The sequence below is a fragment of the Roseicella aerolata genome (genome assembly GCF_020523605.1).
Taxonomy (GTDB): Bacteria; Pseudomonadota; Alphaproteobacteria; order Acetobacterales; family Acetobacteraceae; genus Paracraurococcus; species Paracraurococcus aerolatus.
In genome coordinates this window covers 70,595-82,763 of record NZ_JAJAQI010000016.1, presented here as the reverse complement: position 1 = coordinate 82,763, position 12,169 = coordinate 70,595, and the positions used below count along the sequence as shown (strand labels likewise).

Below are 12,169 nucleotides of genomic sequence, written 5' to 3'. Positions count from 1 at the left end.
CCCAAGGGAGCCCAGGGCGGCGATGCGCCGGGTGGGCGGGGAGGCGCCCGCCCGCTCCATGCCGGCGGCGGTCACCAACCGCGGTAGTGGCCGTAGCCGTAGCCCGGGCGGCCATAGCCGCCATAGCCCCGGCCATGGCTGGGGTGGTAGCCGCCGCGATACCCGCCGCCATACCCCCCGCCGGCATAGTATTTGTGGCGGGGCTGGTCCGAGGCCGCGCCGGCCACCAGCGCCGCGGCGGTGCCGACGCCGGCGCCCAGCAGCAGGGTATTGCCCCAATTGGTGGAACCGTCCGGGTTCTGGCAGCCGCCCAGCAGCAGGGCGGCGGAAAGGCCGGCGGCGGCGAGAAAGCGGTTGGGCATGGTCGGGAACCTCCTGTGATCCGATCATGCCGGGGCGGAAAGGCGGGTCTTCGGCGCCTTCGCGGCGGGAGCGGGGCGCGCGTGGCGGAATCGCGGCGGCGGCGCGTCCGGCCCCGCCGCCCGGCCTACCGGCGGGGCGGGCGGCCACTCCGCCAAGCCACGGCCGCCGATCGGCGCGAGATGGGCTCCTCGGATGCCGGACGCTCCGCTTGTCCATTCCGCCCAGCACCGGGGGCGGCGTCTCTCTCAGCAGGCCAGATACCCGCCATCCACGTGCAACTCCGTCCCGGTCATGTAGGAACTCTCGTCCGAGGCGAGGAACAGGATGGCATAGGCGACCTCGTCCACCTCGCCCGACCGCCCGAGCGGCACATGGCCGAGCATCTTGGCGCGGAACACCGGATCGGCCGTGGCGCCGCTGGTGCGCATCGGCGGCATCAGCCCGGGATGCACCGTGTTCACCCGGATGCGCGCCGGCCCCTCCTGCACCGCCACCGACTTGCTCAACAGCCGCACCGCTGCCTTGGAGGCGTTGTAGGCGCAGTGGATCCGCTCCTGCCCCACCACGCCGGAGATGGAGGAGAGATTGATGATGCTGCCGCCGCCCTGGCCGCGCATCACGGCAATCGCATGCTTCACGCCGAGGAAGACGCCACGGGCATTCACCGCCATGATCCGGTCCCACAGCGCGGTGTCGTAGAGGTTGTTGGTGTTGCTGCCGGAGATGCCGGCATTGTTCACCAGGATGTCGAGCCGGCCCCAGGCGGAGGTCACGGTGCCGATCGCCGCTTCCCACTGCGCCTCCTCCGCGACGTCGAGGTGGATGAACCGCGCGGTGCCGCCGGCCTTCTCGATCTCGGCGACGACGGCCTGGCCTTCTGCCTCCAGCATGTCGGCGACGGCGACCTTCGCGCCTTCGCGCGCGAGGAGGCGGGCGGTCGCGGCCCCCATCCCGGAGGCGGCGCCGGTGACGAGGGCGACCTTGTTGGCGACGCGCATGGCATTCCTCTCCCCTTTTCTCTTGTGCGGGGAGCGTCGCAAGGCGAGTGGCCCGCGGCAAGCCTGACTGGCGTTGCGCGGGCGCCGCAGGGGGCAGGCGGAAGGGGGCACCCACGGCTTCGTGCGCGGGGGGCCATGGGCACCCGGCGGAATCGTATACTATTCCCTCAGATGCGCCTGGCGTCGCATCGCCGGGCTTCGGGCAGGGCGGATGGGCGCCCATGCCACGCCAGCGAGGGAGACGCCATTCATGGTGCATCATCGGCCAGGCCGCATCCGGTTTCGGTTCCGCCCCGCCTCGCGCCGTGATGCCTCCTTCTTCGAGGATGGCGAACTGCCGCCGCTCCGCAAGCCGCGCCCCGGCAGGCCGGCCCGCATCATCACCCGCGCGGAGGAAAAGGCGAGCAACGCCGCCTGGGCGCGTGCCGCACTGCACCAGAAATTCCGCGGCAAGCTGACCTGGACCGAGGCAACCGGACTCGGCCTGTATGGTGCGCTGTTCCTGCTGCTGCTGGGTCGGCAAGTCCCGAACGGCCCGCAGGAAGGTCTGCCGCTGGTTGAACCCAAGGCGCCGCTCTTTGCGCTCCGTGGCGGGGCGGACCCTGCGATGCACCTGGCCGAGGCGAGCCTTCCCGCGGATGCCGGGGGGGACGAACCGGAGCCGGGCCAGTTCGGCGGTGATGCCGCTCCGCTGCCGCGTTCGGCGCAGGGGACGGGCGGCACCGTCGCGCCGGCCCTGGCAGCCCTGGAAGCGCCCGCCCCGACTGGCGAGATGGTGGATGTCGCGGTGCTGCGGCCAGCCACGGGCCAGGGCGAGGTCCTGCAGCCGGTCGGAACTGCGGTGCAGGGCGGCGTTGCCGAGGCGCTCGGCGAGGTGCTGCCGGCGAGCTTCCGGGCCCCGCTGCGCGAGGCGCTGCCCATGGAGGCCGCCACGGCGCGCGCGGAGGCCGGGAAGGCTGCGGCGCTCGGTGCGCGGACCATGCAGGTCGAGGCCGCGACCAAGGCCCAGCCGGCCGAGCCGGCGGCCGCCACCGCCAAGGCCGAGACTGCGCCGGCGCGCGCCGCGGAGCCGGCCGATGGGACGCCGAAGATCGCCGTGGTCGCCGCCGAGGCGCGCGTGCCGCCGGCCGCGCCCATCGTCGAGCCTGCGACGGCGCTGAAGGCCCCGGTGCCAGTGAAGGCGGTCCTCGACGAGCCGGTGGCCGGCAAGGCCGCGGCGCCGGACCAGGGCCCGGGCCAGGCCAAGGCATGGATGGCCAGCCCGGCGGAGACTCCGCTCGAGCCGGCGATGCGTGCCTCCACGGTCGGGAACAAGGCGTCTGGCCCGGTGAAGCAGGCGACGGAGGCTGCGGGGACGCGCTCCGGTGCCTCCGATACTGCGGGGGCGCAGGAGGCGGGCGCGGGGCTGGCGAAGGCCGTATCGGGCACGGCGACCGAACCGGTGAAGCTTGCGACGGCGACGGAGGCCGGCAAGGCGGCGCTGGGCGAGGTGAAGGCACCCCCCGCCAAGGCGGTGACCTCGACGGAGGATGCCGCCGCGGGGAGTGCGTCTCCCGCCAAGCTGCCTGTCGCGACGCCCGGCGGGGAGAAGGCTGGCCAGGTGGCGGAGGCTTCCGGCGCTGTCCTGGAGCCGGAGGGCACGCCTCCGGCCATGCCCGGCGCGATCGAACCTGGGTTGGATGGCGCGATCCCTGCCGTGACGCAGCCCGTGGCGACGGACGCCCAGCCGGGCGATGCCGGCGCGGATGGCACGGCGGTGGTGGCGGAGGGCGCGCTGCCGGGCAAGCCGGGCGGATGGCTGGACGGGCTGGATGCGGCCCTGGGCGGCGCGATCCCTGCCGTGGCGCAGCCCGCGGCGACGGACGCCCAGCCGGGCAATGCCGGCGCGGATGGCACGGCGGTGGTGGCGGAGCGCGCGCTGCCGGGCAAGCCGGGCGGATGGCTGGACGGGCTGGGTGCGGTGCTGGGCAGCGTAATCCCGGCTAAGGCCAAGCCCGAAGCGGGCAACGACCAGCCGACCAAGGCTGTCGCAAGCGGCGAGGTGACAGCCGAGGAGGGGCAGCCCGGCAAGCCGGGTGGGTGGCTCGATGGGGTTGGGGTGCCCCTGGCCGGACTGAGTCCCGTCAAGGTCCAGCCGGAGGCGGCCGGTGACCAGCCAACCGGGATCGCCGCGAACGGCAAGCTGGCAGCCGGGAAGGAGCAGCCCGGCAAGCCGGGTGGATCGCTGGACGGCGCGGACGCGGTCCTGAGCGAGGTGATGCCTGCCGTCGCGCGGCCTGGGACCGCAACCGATCAGCCAGACAACGCCACGGAAGGCGGCTCACCGGCGGTCGAAAGCGTGCCATCCGGCAAGCCGGCTGGGATGCCGGATGGGCTGGGTGTGGTTCTGGCCGATGTGGCGCCGGCCATCGCACAGCCCGGAGCCGGTGGTGGTCAGCCGGGCGCTGCCGGCGGGAGCGCACAGGCCGGCAAGCCGGGCGGAGTGCCGAAGGCAATCGACAGCATCGTCTCCGACTTGGCGCAACCGTCCAAGGCTGCTGATCAGCCGGGTGACAGCATCAAGGGCGGTACGCCGTCGGGCTCGGCCGAGGATGCCTCGCCGGGCGGGTCCGGTGCAACGGCGAAGGAGGCGAAGGGCGCGCTGGCGGAATCGCCTGGTGGCGCCATCCCTGCGCCGGTGCAATGGGCCAAGGCCGAGGAGGGTGTTGCGCCCCGGACATATGATGGGATTGGCAAAGGCAAGCTGGCCGACCCTGTCGCGTCCTCCGTGCCAGGGAAGGGATCGGCTGGGCCCGAGACGGGACTGGGGATGCCGATGGAGGCGCCGGCCTTCGCTCAGGCCAATAAGCCCGCTGCGATGGCGGAGGCGCCGCCTGCCTCCGGCCAAGGCGATGCGGTGGCGCTGCCGACCGCGAAGCCATCCGCGGGGGCCGATCAGGCTTCGGACTCGCATCAGGCCCGACCATGGGCAGCCGCGAAAGCAGCGAAGGACGCCGTGGAGGTGGCGGACCGCGCCGGACCCGCCTGGGAGGCGACTGAGGCGGGACATGGTGCGTCGCCGAGCCTCCCCGCCCGGACGCAGGGCGCGATGGGTCGGGACGAGGGGCCGCAGGGCGCCAAGGCGGCGGCCGTCAGTGCTCTCGACCCGGACCAGGCGGCACTGTCGGTGCGGCTGGCGGCGGCCGACCGCGAGGCGTCTTCCGACATCTCGTCTCGCCATGACCATGAGCCGGTCGGGCCGCTCGGCGGGCGTGAGACGGCCGTACATCCGCTGCTGCAGGCGCGGTCCGAGACGGAGGCGGCGCATCACGGCGTGGACCATGCAGGGTATGGGTCGCACGACGTGCTGAAGGATCACCTCTTCGCATGAGGAGGGAGCGGGCCGCCCTCGTCTCCGGGTGCGGCCCCCTGGCGAGGGCTCAGCAGGCGGACGGGCCTATGGCGGGTCACGTTCAGAACTGAACGCCGATCCGCTGTAGGTCATTGTTTCCGAGCGTATTCACGCTCCCGGACGCTCACGCCCACCCGAGGCCGATATCAGCCATAGGCCATCGCCGCCTCTGCGCCGCGGCTCAGCTCCCGCGGCACGGGCTGACCGGTGGCGGTGAGGGCGACGGCCTCCGCCACGCGGATACCATCGACGCCCGCCGAGAGGATGCCGCCGGCATAGCCGGCGCCCTCGCCGGCGGGGAACAGACCGGCGGTGTTCAGGCTCTGGAAATCCCAGCCGCGGCGGATGCGGATGGGGCTGCTGGTGCGGGTTTCGACGCCCGTCATCACGGCATCCGCCCGGGCGAAGCCGGGGATCTGCGCCTCGAAGGCCGGCAGCGCCTCACGTATCGCGTCGATCGCGTAATCCGGCAGGCAGCGGGCCAGGTCGGTCGGGGTGACGCCGGGCTTGTAGCTGGGCTCCACATCGCCGAGCGCGGTGCTGGCGCGCCCTTGCAGGAAATCGCCGACAAGCTGGCCCGGCGCGCGGTAGTCGCCGCCGCCGGCCTCGAAGGCCAGGCTTTCCCACCTGCGCTGGAAATCGACGCCGGCCAGCACATGCTCCGGATAATCGCCCGGCGTGATGCCGACGACGATGCCGGCATTGGCGTTGAACTCGGCGCGGCTGTACTGGCTCATCCCGTTCGTCACCACGCGGCCCGGCTCGCTGGTCGCGGCCACCACGCGGCCCCCGGGGCACATGCAGAAGCTGTAGACGCTGCGCCCGTTGCGGCCATGGTGCACCAGCTTGTAGTCGGCCGCGCCCAGCAGCCTGTTGCCGGCATTCGGCCCGAAGCGGGCGCGGTCGATCAGCGACTGCGGGTGCTCGATCCGGACGCCGATGGAGAAGGGCTTGGCCTCCATGTAGACGCCACGGTCGCGCAGCATCCCGAAGGTGTCGCGCGCGCTGTGGCCGATGGCGAGCACCACCTGGTCGGTGCGCAGCGTCTCGCCGCCCTCCAGCACCACGCCGCGGACATGGCGCTGGCCCTCCCCATCCGGCTCGATCACCAGATCCACGACCTTGCTGCCGAAGCGGTACTCGCCGCCGAGCGCCTCGATCTGCTCGCGGATGCTCTCGACCATCGTCACCAGGCGAAAGGTGCCGATATGCGGCTTGGAGACGGTGAGGATTTCCTCCGGTGCGCCGGCCTTCACGAACTCCACCAGCACCTTGCGGCCGTAGAAGCGCGGGTCCTTGATGCCTGAATAGAGCTTGCCGTCGGAGAAGGTGCCGGCGCCACCCTCGCCGAACTGGACGTTGCTCTCGGGCGTCAGCACACCGCGGCGCCACAGCGCCCAGGTGTCCTTGGTCCGCTCCCGCACCAGCTTGCCGCGCTCCAGGATGATCGGGCGGAAGCCCATCTGGGCGAGAACCAGCGCCGCCATCAGCCCGCAGGGGCCAGTGCCGATGACGACGGGGCGCGTCGCGCCGCCAGGCGCGCGGGCGACGAAATTGTAGCCGGTATCCGGCGCCCGGCCGATCCGCGGGTCTCCGGCATGGCGCCTGAGCAGCGCGGCCTCCCCGCGCACCGCCAGATCCAGGGTGTAGACCAGCACGATCGCGCGCGGATTCCGGGCGTCATAGCCGCGGCGGAAGACGCGCACCTCCTCCAGCTCCCGGTCGGGGATGCCGAGGCGCTGGAGGATGGCAGGACGCAGTGCCTCCTCGGGGTGATTCAGCGGCAGGCGGAGCTCGGTGAGGCGGATCATGGGTCTCGGGGCGAGGTGGACCGGCCGGCGCGGGCGCGGGATGGTGTGCCGGACGCGTGTCTGGCGGGCAGAGTGACGCCGGCGAAGGGTTCGGGGCGGCGCCCCGGGGCGCTTCCCGGCGATCTGCTCCTAGCGGGAGGAACGGGCGGATGGAACAGCGGGTGCTGGGGCGGACGGGGCTGACGGTCTCGGCGCTGGGCTATGGGGCCGGCGCGGTGGGCGGGCTGATGGTGCGCGGCAGCCCGGCGGAGCAGGAGCGCTCGCTCGCCCGGGCCTTCGAGGCCGGCATCACCTATGTCGATACCGCTCCCCTCTACGGCAATGGGGAGTCGGAGAAGAACCTGGGACGGGCGCTGCGGGCGCTGGGGGCGGAGCCGGTCCTCGGCACCAAGGTGCGGCTGCCGGCCGAGGCGCGGGGCGATATCGGCGGCGCCATCGCTGCCTCCCTGGAGGCGAGCCTCCGGCGGCTCGGCCGCGAGAGTGTCGAGCTGTTCCAGCTGCATGACGAGATCGGCACGCCGGAAGGGCTGACGGTCGAGCAGGTGCTGGGGGAGGCGGTGCCGGCCCTGCAGCGATTGCAGCGGCAGGGGAAGTGCCGATTTCTCGGCATCACCGCCCTTGGCGAGGTGCCGGCGCTGCGGGCAGTGCTGGAATCCGGCGTCTTCGACACGGCGCAGATCCCCTTCAACGCCCTGAACCCGAGCTGGCTGGCGCCAGGGCATCCCGGCCTGCCGGCGCAGGATTTCACCGGGCTCGGCGCGCTGGCGGCGGCCAGGGGGATGGGGCTGATCGGCATCCGCATCCTCGCGGCCGGCGCGCTCTCGGGTGAGGCCGGGCGGCACCCGGTGGCGATGCAGGCGGTCGCACCCATCGCCTCCGGCCCCTCCTACGAGGCCGACCTGGCGGCGGCACGGCGGCTGCTGCCGCTGGTGGAGGCGGGGATGGCCGGGTCGCTGGCCGAGCTCGCCATCCGCCATGCCGCCTTCGCGCCCGGGATGGGCTGTGCGCTGATCGGCACCGCCTCGGTCGAGCAGCTGGAGGCGGCGATCGCGGCGGTGGAGAAGGGGCCGCTGTCCCCCGGTGCGGTGGAGCGCATGGGCGCGTTGCTGGCGTGAGCGCGGCGGCCGAGGGCGCGGCGGCGCGGGTGCCGCTGCGGGGCTTTTCCTTCCTGGCCATCACCGCCTTCGCCTGGGGCCTGAACTGGCCGGTGATGAAGGCGCTGATGCAGGACTGGCCACCCTACACCATCCGCGTCTTCGCGGCGCTGGGCGCGGTGACGGTGCTGGCGCTGGTGGCGGCGGCGCAGCGGGATTCGCTCTGGCCCCGGCGGGGGCAGTGGGGGCGGCTCGTCACCTGCGCCGTCCTGAATGTCTCCGCCTGGAGCGTGGTGGCGCCGCTGTCCCTGTTCTGGCTGGACGCGGCGGAGGCGGCGATCATCGCCTATACCATGCCGGTCTGGGCGACTGTGCTGGCCTGGCCGGTGCTGGGGGAGCGGCCGACCTGGCGCCGGCTCGCGGGGCTGGCGCTCGGCCTGTCCGGCGTCACGCTGCTGATGGCCGGCACCCTGGCGGCGGGTGGGGCATCGGCGCTCTGGGGCAAGCTGCCGGGGGTGGTGGCGATCCTGACCACCGCGCTGATGTTCGCGGGCGGTGCGGTCTTCTCCAAGCGCTGGCCGGTGCAGATGACGCCTGTCCCGCTGGTGGCGTGGCAGATCGCCATCGGGACGCTGCCGGTCTGGGTGATCGCCCTGGGCTTCGAGAGCGTGGACTTCGCCCGCATCACCTGGGTGGGGTGGGGGTGCCTGGTCTATCTGGGGCTGGTGGCGCAGTGCCTGGCCTATCTGGCCTGGTTCCGGGCGCTGAAGCTGCTGCCGGCGGGGACGGCGGCGATCGGCAACCTGATGGTGCCGGTGATCGGGGTATTCTCCAGCGGCATGCTGCTGGGAGAGCCGCTGGGGATGCGGCATGTGGTGGCGTTGGGGTTGACCCTCGGCGGGGTGGTGCTGGCGGCGAGGGGGTAACAGTGGGAGGGCGCCCGGCCGGGTGCCCCCGGCATCCGCCGCCCCCGCGGCGGCAGCGGATGCGGGAGCGAAGGCGGCGAAGGCCCGCATGCCGGCTGCCAGGAATCCGGAAATCCGGCCGCAGGGCCGGAGCGGATGACAGCCGAGCGGAGCGACTCAGGCGGCGTGCTCGGCTCGTCCGAACAAAAATGCGCCGGACCATCCGATGCACATCGTCACCTGCGTCGGACGGAGCCGCCATACCAGCCCCGCGCCTTGGTGCCGGCTTGGAAAGCCAGGGCTCTCCGGCCCGCATGTCAGTGGGACATCAGCACCGGAATCGTCATGTGCCGCAGGATGTCCCGCGTGACGCCGCCCAGCACGAGTTCCCTGAGGCGCGAATGCCCATAGCCCCCCATGACCAGCAGGTCGGCACCCATATCGGCCGCGTGGTTGAGGAGCGTATCGGCGACACTCGTGCCCTGGCGCTCCGTCTCGAGCGCCGTAGCCGCGACGCCATGCCGGGTCAGGTAGGCGGCGATATCCGCCCCGGACGGGACGTCCCGCTCGCCGCCCCCGAGGCGCCCCCCGATGGTGAGCACCCTGACCGACTGCGCCTTCTCGATCAGGGGCAGGGCGTCCCGCACGGCACGGGCGGATTCCCGGGTGGACTTCCAGGCCACCAGCACGGTCCGGACACCGCCATCGAAACGGCCCATGAAAGGTGCGAGCAGGATCGGACATCCCGCCGAGATGAGCGCGCGCTCGACCAACTCATCCTCGCCGTCCGCGCCGGGGTCGTCCGGATTGGGCTGGCCGACGACGACCAGGTCGGCGGACCGCGCCTGCGCCGCCACCGTCCTGGCCACCTCTCCCTCGAGCAGTCGCCAACTGGCCTGGATCCCGGCGCGCTCCGTCCGCTCCCGGAATCCCCGCTCGATCCCGGCCGCATGGTCGCGCTGTTCCTGCCGTGCCCGCTTGACCAGCAGGTCGAGGGTGGCGGGATCGGATTGCCGCGCCTGCCCGGTCCGGATGGCCAGGGGATAGGAGGGATCCGTCACGCAGAGCCCGGTCAGGCGGCTGCCGTGCTGCCGGGCGAGGCCGACGGCCAGCGTCAGCCGTGCCTCGGACCGGTCTGAGCCGTCGAGATAGACCAGCAGTTCCTTGAGTGCCATGGGTCCGTCCTTTCCCGGTCCAGTGATTGGCTGAGGTCCGGACCCCGCCGGCGCCATGCCGGAGGCGCGATCCCGGTACCCCCGGCCGTCCGGCATGCCGCCGCCAGCCTTTAGCGAGGCGATCCTGGCACAGGAGGCTCGGCGCGGAAGGATGTTCCGCGTCGCGACCGAGGGCCGGGGGAGGGCATCAGCACTCCAGGACGATCTTCCCGAAATGCGCATTGGCCTTCATATGCGCCAGCGCCTCGGCCGCCTCGGCCAGCGGGAAGGTCCGGTCGATCGGCAGCCGCAGCTTCCCGGCCTCCACCGCGCCCCACAGATCCGCGCGCATGCGCCGGTTGATCTCCCGCACCTCCTCCAGGCTGCGGGTGCGGAAGGTGACGCCGATATAGGAGATGCGCCGCATCGCATGCAGGTCGAAGTCGAACTCGCCCTTGCTGCCGCCGAGACGCCCGACATTCACGATGCGCCCGAGGATGGCGCAGGCCCGCAGGTTGCCGTTGGCGACACTTGCGGAGACCTGGTCCACGATGACCTCGACGCCCTTGCCCCCCGTCGCCTCCAGCACCTTGTCCGGCCAGGCGGGATCACTGGTGTCGATGGCCAGGTCGCAGCCGAACTCGGCCAGCTTCGCCCGCCGCGCCGCATTGGTGGAACTGCCGAGCACCTGCTTCGCGCCCATGAGCTTCGCGATCTGCATGCCCATCAGCCCGACGCCCGAGCTCGCGCCCTGGATCAGGATGCTCTCGCCCGCCTTCAGCCCGCCATTGGTCACCACCGCGTCATGCATGGTCTGCAGCGCGACGGGCAGGGTCGCCGCCTGCACCCAGCCCATATTGGCATCCGGCACCGGGGTGCAGCGGCCCCAGTCCGCCACCGCATATTCGGCATAGCCGCCGGAGCCGCTCGCCATCACCCGCATGCCCGGGCGGATGGACTCCGGCACCTCGGACCCGACCGCCGCGACCTCGCCGGCAAATTCCAGCCCGATGATGGTGCCGGGCCCGCCCATGCGGCCATGCGCATGGCCGGCGGCGACGCCGAGATCGGCGCGGTTCAGCCCGGCGGCGCGGACGCGGACCAGAACCTCATGCGGGGCCGGCTGCGGCTCCGGCACGTCTTTCACCTGCACCCCGGATTCGGTGACGATGGCGGCTTTCATGGCGTTTGCTCCCCCTCTCGCTTCAGGGGGGCGAGCTAAGCCTGGAAGCGCTTCGCGAACCAGTAGCGGGCGGCGCCCGGCGGCATGTCCTCGACCCGCCCGACCTCGGCATAGCCCTGCTTGCGGTAGAAATCCGGCGCCTGGAAGCTCCAGGTATTCAGATGAACGCCGAGGCAGCCATTCCCCCGTGCCAGCGCCTCGGCCGCCGCCAGCAGCCGGGCGCCGAGACCCTGCCGCCGCCGCCCCTCCGCCACCCAGAGCCAGTCCACATAGACCCAGCCCCAGGCCAGTTCGCAGCGGGCGCCGCCCTGCACCGCGCCGGCCGCGTCGCGCGCGAGGATCCAGCGCTCCTCCCGCGCCAGCCTGCCATAGGCGGCCCGGTTATAGGCGCCGAGGCCGCGGCCGACCGCATGCCGGTCCGCCTCCGCGGGCTCGGCCGTGACCTCCAGGGCCAGGCCTTCCGTCACAGCGTCTTCCGGAACCAGATGCGGGCATGGCCGCGCGGCATGTGGTCCAGCCGGCCGAACTCCTGATAGCCGTTCCGCTCCCAGAAGCCGGGGGCCTGGAAGCTGAAGGTATCGGTATAGGCGTCGGTGCAGCCGCGCCGGCGGGCGATGTCCTCGGCCCGCCGCAGCAATTCGCTCCCCAGCCCCTGGCCGCGGGCGTCGCGCGCCAGCCAGAGCCAGTCGATGAACAGCCAGTTCCAGTAGGTGAGGCCGAGCAGGCCGCCGCGCACCGTCTCGTTCGCGTCGCGCGCCAGGACGGTGACCGGCTCCCGGTCATAGGGGCCGCCCATTTCCTGGTTGAAGGCGTGCAGCCCGCGCTGGATGGCGGCCACCGCCTCCATCTCCGGGTAGTCGTCCTCGCTGATCTCGATGCCGCCGACGCTCATGTGCCTCCGGATGTCCTGGTCCCGGTTTCGCCCTGAGAAGCAGGTTGCAGCCGGGGAGTTGCCCTTTGATGGATCACGGCGCGCACCGCCGCTTCCCGCCTGGAGCAACGGGATGCCGCATGCTCCCGCTTTCCTGCCAGGGGCGCAAATCGCGGCGGCAGGCGGATTGCGCCGCGGTCCGGACGCTCCTCCGCCGAAGGGTCCGGCCGGAGCGGGGCAGGGGGGTGGCCCTGGCACCCCCGCCGCGCCGCGACCCGCTGGCAGGCGCCCTCCCTCGAGCGGATGCATGCGCCCAGGCGTTCATATCCGAACGCCCATCCGCTGTGGCTCCTTGTGTTCCGAGCAGAGTCACGCTCCCGGGCGTTCACGCCCGTCCGC

10 protein-coding genes are annotated in these 12,169 nt (G+C 72.6%); 3 read left to right on the top strand and 7 right to left on the bottom strand.

Annotated elements, in window-relative coordinates; all coding sequences use genetic code 11:
- Positions 1-71 precede the first annotated feature (71 nt).
- Both LHA35_RS12370 and LHA35_RS12365 read right to left on the bottom strand, forming a co-directional pair.
- A complete protein-coding gene (locus LHA35_RS12370) occupies positions 72-362 on the bottom strand; it encodes a hypothetical protein (RefSeq protein WP_226608576.1) in 291 nt (96 codons plus the stop codon).
- A 246-nt stretch (positions 363-608) separates the two neighbouring features.
- Positions 609-1,361: an SDR family NAD(P)-dependent oxidoreductase gene (locus LHA35_RS12365; RefSeq protein WP_226608575.1), complete on the bottom strand. Its 753-nt coding sequence runs from the start codon at positions 1,359-1,361 to the stop codon at positions 609-611.
- A 250-nt stretch (positions 1,362-1,611) separates the two neighbouring features.
- On the opposite strand from LHA35_RS12365, the gene LHA35_RS12360 reads away from it, so the two are divergent.
- Entirely contained in the window at positions 1,612-4,731 is a 3,120-nt protein-coding gene (locus tag LHA35_RS12360) for a hypothetical protein (protein WP_226608574.1), read from the top strand.
- A gap of 167 nt (positions 4,732-4,898) precedes the next feature.
- Here the strand turns inward: LHA35_RS12360 and LHA35_RS12355 are convergent, their stop codons facing one another.
- Positions 4,899-6,563 carry an NAD(P)/FAD-dependent oxidoreductase gene (locus LHA35_RS12355; protein ID WP_226608573.1) on the bottom strand — a complete coding sequence of 555 codons (1,665 nt, stop codon included), beginning with the start codon at positions 6,561-6,563 and terminating at the stop codon, positions 4,899-4,901.
- A 149-nt stretch (positions 6,564-6,712) separates the two neighbouring features.
- Here LHA35_RS12355 and LHA35_RS12350 point away from each other — a divergent pair, with 149 nt between their 5' ends.
- Both LHA35_RS12350 and LHA35_RS12345 read left to right on the top strand, forming a co-directional pair.
- Complete coding sequence (locus tag LHA35_RS12350) at positions 6,713-7,678, top strand: aldo/keto reductase (RefSeq protein ID WP_226608572.1); 966 nt, start codon at positions 6,713-6,715, stop codon at positions 7,676-7,678.
- Positions 7,675-8,583, top strand: coding sequence for a DMT family transporter (locus tag LHA35_RS12345; RefSeq protein ID WP_226608571.1), 909 nt, complete (start codon positions 7,675-7,677; stop codon positions 8,581-8,583). The genes LHA35_RS12350 and LHA35_RS12345 overlap by 4 nt, the downstream gene beginning before the upstream one ends.
- A 296-nt stretch (positions 8,584-8,879) precedes the next feature.
- Here the strand turns inward: LHA35_RS12345 and LHA35_RS12340 are convergent, their stop codons facing one another.
- The 4 genes from LHA35_RS12340 to LHA35_RS12325 form a co-directional block, all read right to left on the bottom strand.
- Positions 8,880-9,737: a universal stress protein gene (locus LHA35_RS12340; protein ID WP_226608570.1), complete on the bottom strand. Its 858-nt coding sequence runs from the start codon at positions 9,735-9,737 to the stop codon at positions 8,880-8,882.
- 187 nt (positions 9,738-9,924) lie between these two features.
- Positions 9,925-10,899: a zinc-binding dehydrogenase gene (locus LHA35_RS12335; protein ID WP_226608569.1), complete on the bottom strand. Its 975-nt coding sequence runs from the start codon at positions 10,897-10,899 to the stop codon at positions 9,925-9,927.
- A gap of 35 nt (positions 10,900-10,934) precedes the next feature.
- Positions 10,935-11,366: a GNAT family N-acetyltransferase gene (locus tag LHA35_RS12330; protein ID WP_226608568.1), complete on the bottom strand. Its 432-nt coding sequence runs from the start codon at positions 11,364-11,366 to the stop codon at positions 10,935-10,937.
- Complete coding sequence (locus LHA35_RS12325) at positions 11,363-11,791, bottom strand: GNAT family N-acetyltransferase (RefSeq protein ID WP_226608567.1); 429 nt, start codon at positions 11,789-11,791, stop codon at positions 11,363-11,365. Before LHA35_RS12325 ends, LHA35_RS12330 begins: the two co-directional genes overlap by 4 nt.
- Positions 11,792-12,169 lie beyond the last annotated feature (378 nt).